This window comes from Idiomarina sp. UBA3176, assembly GCF_002364295.1.
GTDB lineage: Bacteria > Pseudomonadota > Gammaproteobacteria > Enterobacterales > Alteromonadaceae > Idiomarina > Idiomarina loihiensis.
Map to the genome: position 1 here is coordinate 123,983 of NZ_DEXU01000024.1, position 13,457 is coordinate 137,439.

A 13,457-nucleotide genomic window follows, 5' to 3' on the forward strand; every position below is an offset into this window, starting at 1 on the left:
TAACGCTAAGTTTTCTTAGAAAGAATAAACCAGCGTAACAGCCGTTTCTGTATCCAACTTTTCGATGCTTTCATCAGAAACATGAGAGTTGTGGTTAGCCCCCAGTGACACTTTCATAGCCAACGCGCTGTTAATGTTCGCTGACACTGAAAATTCAGCTTTGCTCTTCGTGTTGTCTTCACCAACTTCAGACGACAGTAAGGCACTGAAACGCGAGTTTTCACTGATTTTCCAGTTTAAGCTACCGGCTACACGCAGAATCATTGAGCCATCGGATTCAACCGGAGGTTCACCTTCAGCCTGTACAGGTTTTGTACGTGAATAACCCGGACCAATTTCGTAGTCAGCGTAAATGTCTTCGTCGTAACGATAACGAGCACCATAACCCGTTGCGACAGTAGCCTGATAATCAAAGCCACTGAATTCATCTTCTTCGTATGAACCGAAGACAAACAATGAGTCGCGACTGTCAGGATCAAACTTATAGTTACTCTGCGCCGAAATGAACATGCGGTCTGCAGTTTCGTTCGTTTCCCCCGTGCTCTGATCTTCCTGCTCGGAGGTGTAATAATCGAATACGCCTTTGTGGCGCCAGTTCTGCACGTCCCGCGATGCGGTAAACTTGCCTTTCAGGCTTTCTGTTTCGGTGTTACCAGAAGTATAAAGCAAGCCAAATTCTGCACTTGCCTCCCACTCTTCCACCTTTTCTGTATCAATGTCATCAGCATCGTCAAACATAAATGTTTGAGCACTCGCTACAACAGGTAAAAACAAACTAGCGAATAATAAAGAAAATCGCACACTAACCTCGTTATTTGTGTCTTTTATAAAGTACTTCGTTACTTAACAATGGCGTCTAATTCGCCATTTTCATAGCGCTGAAACATTGATTCCAGGTTAATCGGCTTAATTTTACTCGCCATACCAGCACAACCAAAGGCTTCATAGCGTGCACGGCAAATATCTTCCATTGCCGTTGTCGCTGCCGCAAAGAATTTGCGCGGATCAAAGTTTGACGGATTCTCCGCCAAATGACGGCGAATAGCACCGGTTGAAGCCAGGCGTAAATCGGTATCAATGTTCACTTTGCGCACGCCGTGTTTAATACCTTCCTGAATTTGTTCAACCGGTACACCATAGGTTTCCGGAATTTCGCCGCCAAATTCGTTAATAATTTTCAGCCATTCTTGAGGTACAGATGATGAGCCATGCATAACTAAGTGTGTACCCGGAATGCGACGATGAATCTCTTTAATGCGGTCAATGGCTAAAATATCGCCTGTTGGTGGACGAGTAAACTTGTAAGCACCGTGTGACGTACCACAGGCAATTGCCAGGGCATCAACGTTTGTTGCTTTAACAAATTCCGCCGCTTCTTCTGGATCAGTCAGTAGTTGTTCGTGTGACAACTTACCTTCAGCACCAACACCGTCTTCTTCACCGGCTTCACCGGTTTCCAGTGACCCCAGGCAACCTAATTCGCCTTCAACAGAAACACCACAAGCGTGCGCCATTTCTACAGTCTGTCTGGTTACTTTTACATTGTAATCGTACTCTGCAGGCGTTTTGCCATCGTCCAGCAATGAGCCATCCATCATTACCGAGCTAAAGCCCAGTTGGATAGAACGCTGACATACCGCCGGAGAAGTACCGTGATCCTGGTGAACAACCACCGGAATATGGGGCCATTCTTCAACCGCAGCCTGAATTAAGTGGCGCAGGAATGGTGCACCGGCGTACTTACGAGCACCAGCTGAGGCCTGCACGATAACCGGGCTGTCAGTGGCATCGGCGGCTTGCATAATTGCGCGCATTTGCTCTAAGTTGTTGACGTTAAACGCCGGTACGCCGTAATCGTGTTCTGCGGCATGGTCTAATAACTGTCGTAATGACACCAGGGCCATAAAAATACTCCTTAATTAAAAAACTTGTGTTCAGGCGTCGTTAGCCCGTTCTTGTAAAATAGCAACGGCTGGTAATGTTTTACCTTCGAGGAATTCAAGGAATGCCCCACCACCTGTCGAGATATAACTAATCTTATCAGCGATAGCGTATTGATCAATTGCTGCTAAAGTGTCGCCACCTCCGGCAATTGAAAACGCATCGCTTTGCGCAATCGCTTCGGCTATGGTTTTTGTACCATGCCCAAATTGCTCAAATTCAAACACACCTACCGGCCCGTTCCAGACAATGGTTCCTGCATTTTTCAGCATAGACGCTAATTGCTCTGCGGTGTCAGGGCCAATATCAAAAATCATATCGTCGTCAGCAACAGCATTAACGGCTTTAGTTTCTGCCTTGGCTTCTGCGCTGAACTCTTTACCTGTTACTACATCGACAGGTAATGGAATGTCGCCGCCTTTAGCTTTTGCCTGCGCCATTAAACGGTTAGCTTCGTCGGTTAAGTCCGCTTCGTAAAGCGACTTACCCACATTATGGCCTGCCGCCGCAACAAAAGTGTTCGCAATACCGCCGCCCACAATTAACTGGTCAACAACACCGGACAAGGACTCTAATACCGTCAGTTTTGTCGATACTTTAGAACCACCGACAATAGCCACTAGCGGGCGCTTCGGATTTTCCAGTGCTTTGCCTAAAGCGTCTAATTCGCCGGCCAGCAAAGGCCCTGCGCAAGCAATTGGTGCGTATTTAGCCACACCATGAGTGGATGCCTGAGCTCGATGCGCGGTGCCAAAAGCGTCCATTACATAGACATCACATAAGCTGGCTAATTTTTTAGCAAGCTCGTCATTATTCTTCTTTTCGCCAACATTAAAGCGGACATTCTCAAAAACTACCAGTTCCCCGGCCTTTAGTTCAATACCGTCGAGGTAGTCTTTACATAAGCGTACCGGGCAATCCAGCATATCTTGTAAGTAATCAACAACAGGCTGCAGCGAAAACTCTTCGTCGTACTCGCCTTCAGTTGGACGACCCAGATGAGACATTACCATGACTTTAGCGCCAGCTTTCAACGCTTGCTGAATGCTGGGCAGTGCGGCTTTCAAACGCGCGTCGGAAGTGACTTTTCCGTCTTTAACCGGAACGTTTAAATCTTCACGAATAAGTACGCGCTTGTTACTTAAATCCAAATCAGTCATAGCAATGACAGACATGCGATATCCTCTCTAAGCTTAATGTTCTGTTTGTTCAGCCATCGTTTTTGCTGTGTCCAGCAAGCGATTCGCAAAACCCCATTCGTTGTCACACCAGCACAGCAGCTTAACCAGCCGCTTGTGACTAACACGGGTTTGCGTGCCATCAACAATGGATGAATGTGGGTCATGGTTAAAATCTATTGAAACTAAAGGCTCTTCGGTGTAATCCAGTATACCCGCCAGCTGCCGCTCGCTCTGCTCACGTAAAACCTGATTAATTTGCTCAATAGTGGCGTCGCTGTTTAGCGTAACGCTTAAATCCATAGCGGTCACATTGGTGGTTGGCACGCGCACGGCAATGGCTTCAAAACGGCCTTCTAAGTGCGGCAGTATTCGTTCAATGCCTCGTGCCAGCCGGGTGTCTACCGGAATAATAGAACGTCCGGCGGCGCGGGTTCGTCTTAAATCCGGATGGTATGCATCAATAACCTGCTGGTCGTGCATAGCTGAGTGAATGGTTGTAATCGCACCGGAGTCTATTCCGAAAGCATCGTCCAGTACTTTAATGACCGGCACAATGCAGTTTGTTGTGCAGGAGCCATTCGACACCACTTTATGGTCAACGGTGAGCTCTTTTTCATTCACGCCATAAATTGCGGTGAAATCAACGTCCGGCTTGCCGGGATGAGAAAACAACACTCGTTTTACGCCTTGCTGCAGATAAAGCTGACCGTCGGCCTGACTGCCAAATACACCGGTACAATCAACAACAAAATCGACCTCATGAGCGCGCCAGTCAATGGCTTCAATCTCGGTCTGATGAGTTAAAGCGATATCATCTCCGGCAACCGTCAGCGCATCGCCCGACTGTGTTACCTTTTCTCCAAAACGACCGTGGCTTGAGTCGTATTTAAGCAAATGCGCTATCGCTTCCGACGCCGCAGGCTCGTTAATAAGCACTACCTGCACGCTGTCGCGATAGCCGTTTTCGTATAACGCGCGCAAAAAGCTCCGGCCAATGCGGCCGAAACCATTAATCGCAATACGAGCCGGTTCGCTCATTTAAGCTCCCAACAAACGTTTAGCGGCAGCCACGGTGTTTTCTGTGGTAATGCCAAAGTGTTTGTATAAGTCGCCGGCCGGAGCAGATTCACCAAAGGTTGTCATGCCAACGACGTCACCGTTAAGCCCCACGTATTTGTACCAGAAGTCGGCAATACCAGCTTCAACGGCAACGCGGCGAGTCACGCTCGATGGCAACACCGACTCTTTGTATTCAGCATCCTGAATATCAAACACATTGGTCGACGGCATAGAAACAACGCGCACCTTGTGCCCCTCTTCAGTCAGTTGCTCAAAGGCGTTAACGGCTAAGTCAACTTCAGAACCTGTCGCAATTAAAATAACGTCCGGCTCGCCGTCACTGTCTTTCAGCACATAACCACCGCGGGCAATATTCGTTAACTGGTCGTCATTGCGCTCTTGCTGTTGCATACCCTGACGGCTGAACACTAAAGCAGACGGAGTTTTATTGCTTTGTACTGCGGCTCCCCAGGCTACGGCTGTTTCAACCTGGTCACACGGACGCCAGCACTGCAGGTTTGGTGTTTGACGTAAGTTAGCCAGTTGCTCGACCGGCTGGTGCGTCGGCCCGTCTTCACCCAAGCCTATAGAGTCGTGAGTGTAAACAAAAATACTGGGCTGCTTCATAAGCGCAGACATACGCACGGCGTTGCGCGCGTATTCCATAAACATCAGGAAGGTAGCCCCATAGGCTTTAAAGCCGCCGTGCAAAGTAACGCCATTCATTATGGCAGACATGCCAAACTCGCGGACTCCGTAGAACACATAGTTACCACTGGCGTCATCGGCAGTAATACCTTTTGCGTCGTTCCATAAGGTTAAGTTTGAGCCAGCTAAGTCGGCGGAGCCGCCTAGCAGTTCCGGTAGTTTAGGACCGAATTCATTCAGTACGTTCAGTGAGGCTTTACGAGTCGCTACCGCTTCAGGGCTGCTCTGTAACTGCTTCGCGTAATTGTGCACCGTATTCTCAAACCCTTCAGGCAGTTCGCCGTTTAAACGACGCTTCAGTTCTTTTGCCAGCTGCGGATACTCCTGCTCATACGCAACCCAGCGCTTATTCCAGGAGGACTCAACTGCTGCGCCTTTATCCACCGCAGACCATTTTTGGTAAACATCGGCCGGTACTTCAAAGGCTTGGTGCGGCCAGTTCAATTGCTTACGCGCAGCAACAATTTCGTCGTCACCCAGCGGGGCTCCATGGCAGCTTTCAGAACCTTGTTTGTTCGGTGCGCCATAGCCAATTACCGTTTTGCAGATAATAAGAGTCGGTTTGTCGTCATTCGCACGGGCTTCATCAATCGCACGGGTTATGGCAGCTGAATCGTGTCCATCAACTTTATTAATTACGTGCCAGCCGTAAGACTCAAAACGTTTTGCGGTATCGTCGGTAAACCAACCTTCTACTTCGCCGTCAATGGAAATGCCGTTGTCATCGTAAAAGGCAATGAGCTTACCTAAGCCTAAAGTGCCGGCCAGAGAGCAAACTTCGTGCGAAATGCCTTCCATCAAACAGCCGTCGCCCAGGAAAGTGTAGGTGTGGTGATCAACAATTTCATGGTTGTCGCGGTTAAATTGCGCAGCCAGTACTTTCTCGGCCAGCGCCATACCCACGGCATTTGCAAGTCCCTGGCCCAGCGGCCCGGTAGTGGTTTCTACACCAGGGGTGTAGCCGTATTCAGGGTGACCCGGGGTTTTTGAGTCTAACTGACGGAATTGTTTAATGTCTTCAATGCTCAGGTCATAACCGGACAGATGCAATAGCGAGTAAATTAGCATTGACCCGTGCCCGTTAGATAACACAAAACGGTCGCGATCAGCCCAGCCTGGGTTGTGAGGGTTATGTTTTAAATAGTCACGCCAGAGAACTTCTGCGATATCCGCCATACCCATGGGCGCTCCGGGGTGGCCTGACTTGGCCTTCTGAACCGCATCCATACTAAGCGCGCGGATGGCATTGGCGAGATATTGACGTTCTGACATGAAAAACCCCCTGGAAGATGAAGAGCAACTTGCGATGCGCGTATTCTCCACATTTCAGGGGGTACAAGCAAATTTATAGGCAAAATTTTGTTTAAATATCAGCCTGTAAATCGGCAGCTTTGTCCGTTTGCTCCCACGGCAGGTTATCACGGCCAAAGTGCCCGTATGCCGCTGTCTGCTTATAAATTGGGCGCTCCAGGTCAAGCATTTTGATTAATCCGTAAGGACGTAAGTCAAAATGACGGCGAACCAGCGCAATTAACTGCTCTTCTGAGTGCTTAGACGTTCCGAAGGTATCAATGCTAATAGAGGTTGGTTCAGCAACACCAATGGCGTAAGAAATTTGCAGTTCGCAACGCTCTGCTAAACCGGCTGCAACCAGATTCTTAGCAACATAACGTGCAGCATAAGCCGCACTACGGTCAACTTTTGAGGGGTCTTTACCTGAGAAAGCACCGCCACCGTGACGCGCCATACCGCCATAGGTGTCGACAATAATCTTACGCCCGGTCAGCCCGCAGTCGCCCATAGGCCCGCCGACCACAAAACGGCCGGTTGGGTTAATGTGAAACTGTGTGTCTTTCGAAACCCATTGCTCAGGTAATACAGGCTTGATAATTTCTTCCATCACCGCTTCGCGCAGCGTTTCCTGAGTAATGTCTTCTCGGTGCTGAGTGGAGAGCACGACTGTATCAATGGCAACAGGCTTACCGTTTTCATAAACGAAGGTCAGCTGACTTTTCGCGTCCGGACGCAACCAGTCCAGTGTACCGTTATTGCGTACTTCCGACTGACGCTGCATAACCCGGTGCGCGTAAGTAATAGGAGCAGGCATTAAAACTGAGGTTTCGTTTGAGGCATAACCAAACATTAAGCCCTGATCACCTGCGCCCTGCTCTTCCGGGTTAGCACGGTCAACGCCCTGATTGATATCACCACTTTGCTTACCAATGGCATTTAAGACAGCACACGAAGCACCATCAAAACCCATGTCAGAGTGTCGGTAACCAATATCTTTTACGGTTTGACGCGCCAAGTCTTCGACATCAACCCAGGCCTTTGTCGAAATTTCACCACCAACCAGTACCATGCCGGTTTTCACGTAGGTCTCACAAGCAACACGGGCTTTAGGATCTTTTGCTAAAATTGCATCTAAAACTGCATCGGATATCTGGTCGGCAATTTTGTCCGGATGCCCTTCGGACACTGACTCTGAGGTAAACAGGTGACGTGACATATGCCCACTATTCCTTAATTTTAATGAAATCGTTTAATACTGGTTGCATAATGTAACCGATCACTCTATTTTTTTCTACTTCTGGACGTCTAAAAGTCCGAATAAGGCTGACGACATGCGAGTACCGCGGATTTATCACCCCGCCTCTATAAGCTTACAAACTGAAACCGAATTGAGTCCGGATGCTTTCCAGCACCTGATCAAAGTATTGCGTTTGAACGTAGGTGATAGCATTGTTTTATTTAACGGTGACGGGCAGAACTATGAGGCGAAAATTACCTCGGTCCAAAAAAAATCAGCACAGTTTATTGCAACCAACAATCAGGCTAACGCATCTGAGTCATCGGTCAATGTTCATTTAGCACAAGTTGTTTCGCGCGGTGACCGTATGGACTTTGTACTGCAAAAGTCGGTAGAACTGGGGGTAACCGAAATTACCCCACTGTTTAGTGAGCGCTGCGGTGTTAAATTAAGTGGCGACAGGCTGGAGAAGAAACAGCTGCAATGGCAGAAAATTGTCCATTCTGCCTGCGAGCAATGTGGCCGTAGTGTGGTTCCACAAGTAAGGCCAGCACAGCAACTCACTGAGTTTATTGAAAGCAGCTTTGAAGGGTTGCGCCTAACCTTAGACCCAACCGCCACCCAGCCGTTGTCGTCATTTCAGCAGGCCGATAAAGGAATACAATTATTGATTGGTCCAGAGGGCGGATTCACTGATACTGAAGTCAGTGCCGCCGAGCAACAAGGGTTTAACCCCATGCGTTTAGGGCCAAGAGTACTAAGAACAGAGACCGCAGCGCTTTCAGCGCTAACCGCCGTGCAGTATCAGTTTGGCGACTTAAGCTAAAGGAGTTTACATGAAGAAATTAGCTATGGTGATGGACCCTATCGCCACCGTTAAAACCGAAAAAGACACGAGTTTTCGTTTATTGCTGGAAGCTCAGGCGCGTAGTTATCAGTGTTTTTATCTGGAAATGGGCGACTTAGTTATTGATAACGGTCAACCAATGGCCTTTGCACGGGAAATTCGTGTTCAAGATCAAAAAACGGACTTTTACAGCTTAAGCGACAGCGAATACCGTCCGCTGGAGGATTTTGACGTCATTATGATGCGTAAAGATCCGCCTTTTGACAGCGAGTTTTTATACGCCACGCAAATTCTGGAACTGGCCGAGCAACGCGGTAGCCTGGTTGTGAATAAACCGCAGAGCCTGCGTGACTGCAACGAAAAACTCTTTACTTCGTGGTTCGCGGATTCTATTGCCGACACGCTAGTGAGTTCCAGAGCGGATGTCATTAAAGCTTTCCATAAAAAGCATGGTGAGGTGATTTTAAAACCGCTGGACGGTATGGGAGGCGCTTCAATTTTTAAAGTGGGCGCCGATGGCAGTAACTTAGGCGTTATTATTGAAACTCTGACTGAGAAAGGTCAGCGCTACGCCATGGTGCAAAAGTACTTGCCAGAGATTAAAGACGGCGACAAGCGCATTTTAATTATTGATGGTGAGCCTGTGCCTTATTCTTTAGCGCGTATTCCCAGCGCCGGAGAAACCCGTGGAAACCTTGCCGCCGGAGGCAGCGGGCGCGCTCAGCCTTTATCTGACAGTGACTGGGCTCTGGCTCGTAAAGTCGCACCGGAACTGAAAAAACGTGGGCTCATTATTGTTGGCCTGGACGTTATTGGTGATCGCATTACGGAAATAAATGTGACCAGCCCAACTTGTATGCGCGAAATTGAAAACGCCTACGACATTAATATTGCTGAACAGGTCTTTAAGGCAATAGAAGCAAAACTGAATTGAAATTCAACTATGCGCCCCCATGTTGTAAGTAGAGATTATCGTTAAGGAGTCGGTGAATCGATGAACAGTTTGCAGAACCATTTATTGATAGCAACACCTATGCTGAACGATCCAATGTTTAAACGGACCGTGACCTATATCTGCGAGCACAATGAAGAAGGCGCTATGGGCTTAGTTATTAATCAGCCGGCCGATTTAAGCGTAACCTCGCTGCTGGATAAACTGGAAATTGTTTACCCGGAAAATAACCAGCACTTACAGGGCAGCGTTTATCAGGGCGGGCCTGTAGGCCGTGAGCGTGGCTTTGTGATCCACCCTCCGCAGGACAATTGGCGCGCAAGCCAGAAGATGAGTGACGATATTATGGTGACCACCTCGCGCGATATTCTGGAAGCTCTTGGATCATCGGCTGCGCCACCGCAGTTTCTTCTGACTTTAGGCTACGCAGGTTGGGAGGCCGGACAACTGGAAGAGGAGCTAGGGGAAAATTCCTGGTTGGCTATTCCGGCAGACCCGGAGCTGCTGTTCAATACTCCACCCTCCGAACGTTGGCGAAAAGCCACCGAGCAACTGGGGTTTGACGTGTGGCAACTGGGGCCGGATGTAGGACACGCATGAGCACAGTAATAGGCTTTGATTTTGGCACCAAAAGTATTGGCGTTGCAGTGGGCCAGACCATAACAGCAACCGCATCGCCTTTAGCAGCTATTAAGGCCAAAGAAGGCATTCCCGACTGGCAACTGATTGAAAAGCTGTTTGCCGAATGGCAGCCCGAACAGTTGGTAGTGGGTCTGCCCTTAAATATGGATGGCACCGAACAGCCGCTAACTCAAAGAGCCAAAAAGTTTGGTAACCGTTTACATGGGCGCTTCGGTTTACCCGTAGCATTTCAGGACGAACGCCTGACTTCGACCTCGGCACGAGAAAGCCTGTTTGCTGAAGGAGGCTTTCGTAAACTGAAAAAAGGTGCGGTTGATAGTCAGGCTGCATTAATTATTGTTGAAGATTTTATGAACGGTTATTTGCCAAAAAGCGATAATTCGTTATAGTGTCGTCAGTAATAAGTTAAAGCGATAGGAGCTGGCCTTGTTTGGTAATGAAGAACCCTATTCAGTAACCGGTAACACCATTTTACTGAAAGATGAAAATAAAAAACTGCTTTTAATTACTGGTCCTCGTTACCAAAACATATTGGTTTCGCGCGGCTCTGTAGAATTAACGGACATGTCGGCTGAGCGTCGCCCGGGTTTCCGGATTGTAACTCTGCAGGAAGTCTTTAAAAAAGATAAAACCTACTTTTTTGTTCGTGCCGGTGGCGTCGAGTATCAAGTTGACCTTAAATTTGAAGACAGTCCTATTACAGAAATGAAGTTCTAGAAATTAACGGGAGTAACCAGAATGACACATAAACTCTGTGCTGTTGTCTGGTTACTCTTTGTCATCCCCTCTGTCGCCTACAGCCAAAACTTTTTCCAGCTTAATGAAACCGATAACGAACAACTTGTTTTTTCTTACCAGTGGCGCGATTTCGATGACCGTCAACAGTCATTCAGTTTCCAGGTCGATAAAAAAGAGTTCCTACAGCCACTAAAACGTTACCGCGGGTTTAATCGTGAACGCAGTCAACGCGAACTGGCACATCAACTCAACCGTTACATTAAGCAACAGCAGTGGCAAGGCATTCAGGCTCGTTTAACTCCGCGCCAGCAGTCCGTTGAGTTAGTTACGGCAAACGCCAGAACAGCACAAAAACAGCAACAGTTTAACGACTACAAAAGGCGTTTGCGTGATTACTATAACGAACGTTGGCATGACTATCTGGATGCAAACTTCTACCGTCAGTTGACCCTGCCTCCCGGAGAGCAGGGTATTATTCCCGACCACCCGGCTATAGCCAGTGAAGTTACTCCAACTCTAAGACCGTTAATACAGGCCATTGGTGAACAGCTGGGTACGAATACCCAAAGAAATTACATCAACTATGTCGCCAGTTTTATTCAGCAAATACCGTACAACGACTTAAACAGCAAACTGGATAGCCGGGGCGATGGCTTTGTCCCTCCAAACCAGTTGCTTTATTACAATCAGGGGGACTGCGACAGCAAAGTCACCTTAATGACCTCGGTTATAAAGCAAATTATCGAAACGCCCAAAATGGCCATTATTTATTTGCCTGAGCACGCAGTTTTTGGCATTGCTATTAGCAGGCAACCCGGGGATACGGCAGTTAAACACCAAGGGAGTAATTACGTGCTGGTTGATGTAACTGGCCCCGCAGCAATGCCGATGGGCCAGGTTAGCGAAAAGACTAAATTTCAGGTAGAAACTCAGCAGTACACCGTGGTACCACTCAACTGACTACAGGTGCTCTTCCGCAAATTTAGCAAGTGGACTTCGCACCACACCGTTTAAGTTGATGGTTGCACTACCCGGATAGTCTTTAAACCGCTCAACGATGTAAGTCAGCCCCGAGGTTACCGCGGTTAAATAGTAACTATCAATTTGCGCCAGGTTACCCGACACCACTAATTTGGTGTTCTCGCCACAGCGGGTAATAAGCGTTTTTAGCTGAGACGCGGTTAAATTCTGAGCTTCATCCAGAATAACAATGGCATTTTGTATGCTACGCCCGCGCATAAAGTTCAGCGATTTAAACTGAATGTTGGCCTTTTTCATTATGTAATTCAGGCTCGATTCCATGCTCTCATCCTGCTTATGCAGAGCTTCCAGAGAGTCTGTTATGGCCGACAGCCAGGGTGCCATTTTTTCTTCTTCGGTGCCGGGCAAATAACCAATAGATTCGGCAATTTCAGGCGTATTGCGGGTAACGATAATTTTCTCATAAATGCCCTGCTCCACCACCATTTGCAATGCTGCTGAAAGGGCGAGAAACGTCTTACCACTACCGGCCGGGCCGGTGAGAGTCACCATATCCATACTGGTATCCAGTAAAGCGTGCAATGCCATAGCCTGATAAATATTCTTCGGGTGAACCCCCCAGGCTCCATAAGACATCATCCGTTCTACGCTTAAATCCATCAGCGTTACAGTTTCGCTGTCGTATTCTTCCACCCGTGCCGCAAAATTATTAGTTGAGTCAATAATGTATTCATTAGCAAAAACCTGAGGCAGCAGTTCGCGACTCACCGTGTGGTAAGCATCGCGGCCTTCCTGCTGCGTTTGGACTTCACCCACCTGCGACCAGAAGTCACCTTCAAACTTATAAAACCCTTTGGTCAGCAAGCGAATGTCGTCAATAAGCTGGTCGGTGCGATAATCATCAACGTACTTCATACCTGCGCCTTTGGCTTTCAGGCGCATATTGATGTCTTTGGTAACCAGCACCACGCCAGCCGGCGAGCGCTCCCGTTGAATTTCCAGTGCCGCCTGAATAATGCGGTGGTCGTTCTCTGCCAGCGACAACACTGACTCGGTCTGCTCCAGCTGATAGTCGGGGAAAATGGCCAGGGTTCCGTTCGCCGTATGCTCGCCTTGCACCCTGTTTAACGGAACACCAGCAACAATTTCTTCCGGTGTGGCCTCTTTCAAAACCTCCTCGAGCGAGCGAATGGCGACCCGTGCTTCGCGGCTCACATCTCTATTGCGATCTTTTATATTGTCGAGCTCTTCCAGAACCACCATGGGGATAACCACGTTGTGTTCATCGAAGTTGAGAAAAGCGAGAGGGTCGTGCAGAAGAATGTTGGTATCCAGGATAAAGAACTTGCCAGCGTTTGTTGTCATTAGCGCGTACCTTTGCATGTGATTATTCTTTTCTTACAGCTTAGCCTAAAATTCATGACACAACGGTTACAGAAATAAATTTTTCCTCGGAATTGGCGAGCGAATTAAGTACCATTGCGACCTTGGTAAATGGCGCGCGGGAGTGTGTAGTGAGCGAGTTTAGAGTTGGACAGCGTTACCTTAGTGAAACTGAAACCGAATTAGGGCTAGGCATGATCACCCAGGCCGAAGGGCGTCACTTAACCGTGATGTTCCCCGCAACCGGTGAAGTGCGACTGTATTCAGCTCAGGAAGCCCCTCTGGCCCGTTATCAACTGCAAGTACAGCAACAGGGCAAACACGCCGATGGCTGGAGCTTCACAATTCAGGAGCTGACAGAGTCACAGGGTATTGTGACCTACCATGGTTTACGCGATGACAACCAGGAGCCGGTTGTGGTTCCGGAAACCCAGTTATCACATCAGGTGGACAGTAATCCGGCATTAACCCGTTTACTGGCCGGCCAGGCCGACC

The 13,457-nt window shown here is 48.4% G+C and carries 13 protein-coding genes and 1 pseudogene; 7 read left to right on the forward strand and 7 right to left on the reverse strand.

The genetic code is table 11. The features are described from left to right. Window positions 1-15: 15 nt before the first annotated feature. From B2U97_RS11970 to metK, 6 genes are all read right to left on the reverse strand, one after another. Window positions 16-801, reverse strand: a complete 786-nt coding sequence (locus B2U97_RS11970) for a DUF481 domain-containing protein (RefSeq protein ID WP_286823182.1) — start codon at window positions 799-801, stop codon at window positions 16-18. Between the two features lie 38 nt (window positions 802-839). Next, a complete protein-coding gene (gene fba / locus B2U97_RS11975) occupies window positions 840-1,904 on the reverse strand; it encodes a class II fructose-bisphosphate aldolase (RefSeq protein ID WP_286823183.1) in 1,065 nt (354 codons plus the stop codon). Window positions 1,905-1,934: 30 nt separating this feature from the next. Beyond that, window positions 1,935-3,116, reverse strand: coding sequence for a phosphoglycerate kinase (locus tag B2U97_RS11980; RefSeq protein ID WP_034822114.1), 1,182 nt, complete (start codon window positions 3,114-3,116; stop codon window positions 1,935-1,937). A gap of 18 nt (window positions 3,117-3,134) precedes the next feature. Continuing rightward, window positions 3,135-4,160, reverse strand: a complete 1,026-nt coding sequence (epd, locus tag B2U97_RS11985) for an erythrose-4-phosphate dehydrogenase (RefSeq protein ID WP_034822110.1) — start codon at window positions 4,158-4,160, stop codon at window positions 3,135-3,137. Beyond that, window positions 4,161-6,161 (reverse strand): transketolase, encoded by a 2,001-nt coding sequence (tkt, locus tag B2U97_RS11990; RefSeq protein WP_034822108.1) that lies wholly within the window; start codon window positions 6,159-6,161, stop codon window positions 4,161-4,163. 91 nt (window positions 6,162-6,252) lie between these two features. Continuing rightward, window positions 6,253-7,398, reverse strand: coding sequence for a methionine adenosyltransferase (metK, locus tag B2U97_RS11995; protein WP_011235442.1), 1,146 nt, complete (start codon window positions 7,396-7,398; stop codon window positions 6,253-6,255). Between the two features lie 115 nt (window positions 7,399-7,513). Here metK and B2U97_RS12000 point away from each other — a divergent pair, with 115 nt between their 5' ends. Genes B2U97_RS12000 through B2U97_RS12025 form a run of 6 tightly spaced genes read left to right on the forward strand, consistent with a single transcriptional unit; the run spans window position 7,514 to window position 11,558 of the window. Then, a complete protein-coding gene (locus tag B2U97_RS12000) occupies window positions 7,514-8,245 on the forward strand; it encodes a 16S rRNA (uracil(1498)-N(3))-methyltransferase (RefSeq protein WP_114981658.1) in 732 nt (243 codons plus the stop codon). 10 nt (window positions 8,246-8,255) lie between these two features. After that, window positions 8,256-9,200, forward strand: a complete 945-nt coding sequence (gene gshB, locus B2U97_RS12005) for a glutathione synthase (protein ID WP_272991058.1) — start codon at window positions 8,256-8,258, stop codon at window positions 9,198-9,200. A 60-nt stretch (window positions 9,201-9,260) separates the two neighbouring features. Further along, window positions 9,261-9,818 carry a YqgE/AlgH family protein gene (locus B2U97_RS12010; protein ID WP_034822099.1) on the forward strand — a complete coding sequence of 186 codons (558 nt, stop codon included), beginning with the start codon at window positions 9,261-9,263 and terminating at the stop codon, window positions 9,816-9,818. After that, complete coding sequence (ruvX, locus tag B2U97_RS12015; RefSeq protein WP_034822096.1) at window positions 9,815-10,249, forward strand: Holliday junction resolvase RuvX; 435 nt, start codon at window positions 9,815-9,817, stop codon at window positions 10,247-10,249. The genes B2U97_RS12010 and ruvX overlap by 4 nt, the downstream gene beginning before the upstream one ends. 37 nt (window positions 10,250-10,286) lie before the next feature. Then, complete coding sequence (locus tag B2U97_RS12020) at window positions 10,287-10,577, forward strand: hypothetical protein (protein WP_034822093.1); 291 nt, start codon at window positions 10,287-10,289, stop codon at window positions 10,575-10,577. Window positions 10,578-10,598: 21 nt separating this feature from the next. Continuing rightward, window positions 10,599-11,558 carry a hypothetical protein gene (locus B2U97_RS12025; RefSeq protein WP_034822090.1) on the forward strand — a complete coding sequence of 320 codons (960 nt, stop codon included), beginning with the start codon at window positions 10,599-10,601 and terminating at the stop codon, window positions 11,556-11,558. Here B2U97_RS12025 and B2U97_RS12030 read toward each other — a convergent pair whose 3' ends face one another. Then, window positions 11,559-12,944: a PhoH family protein gene (locus B2U97_RS12030; RefSeq protein ID WP_011235449.1), complete on the reverse strand. Its 1,386-nt coding sequence runs from the start codon at window positions 12,942-12,944 to the stop codon at window positions 11,559-11,561. A gap of 149 nt (window positions 12,945-13,093) precedes the next feature. Here B2U97_RS12030 and B2U97_RS12035 point away from each other — a divergent pair. Further along, window positions 13,094-13,457, forward strand: a pseudogene (locus B2U97_RS12035) (RNA polymerase-associated protein RapA); the annotation flags it as partial.

Coding starts and splice junctions, on each gene's coding strand:
- epd (WP_034822110.1), bottom strand. CDS start 4,160: ATGAGCGAACCGGCTCGTATTGCGATTAATGGTTTCGGCCGCATTGGC.
- B2U97_RS12025 (WP_034822090.1), top strand. CDS start 10,599: ATGACACATAAACTCTGTGCTGTTGTCTGGTTACTCTTTGTCATCCCC.
- metK (WP_011235442.1), bottom strand. CDS start 7,398: ATGTCACGTCACCTGTTTACCTCAGAGTCAGTGTCCGAAGGGCATCCG.
- ruvX (WP_034822096.1), top strand. CDS start 9,815: ATGAGCACAGTAATAGGCTTTGATTTTGGCACCAAAAGTATTGGCGTT.
- B2U97_RS12010 (WP_034822099.1), top strand. CDS start 9,261: ATGAACAGTTTGCAGAACCATTTATTGATAGCAACACCTATGCTGAAC.
- B2U97_RS11980 (WP_034822114.1), bottom strand. CDS start 3,116: ATGTCTGTCATTGCTATGACTGATTTGGATTTAAGTAACAAGCGCGTA.
- gshB (WP_272991058.1), top strand. CDS start 8,256: ATGAAGAAATTAGCTATGGTGATGGACCCTATCGCCACCGTTAAAACC.
- fba (WP_286823183.1), bottom strand. CDS start 1,904: ATGGCCCTGGTGTCATTACGACAGTTATTAGACCATGCCGCAGAACAC.
- B2U97_RS12000 (WP_114981658.1), top strand. CDS start 7,514: ATGCGAGTACCGCGGATTTATCACCCCGCCTCTATAAGCTTACAAACT.
- tkt (WP_034822108.1), bottom strand. CDS start 6,161: ATGTCAGAACGTCAATATCTCGCCAATGCCATCCGCGCGCTTAGTATG.
- B2U97_RS12030 (WP_011235449.1), bottom strand. CDS start 12,944: ATGACAACAAACGCTGGCAAGTTCTTTATCCTGGATACCAACATTCTT.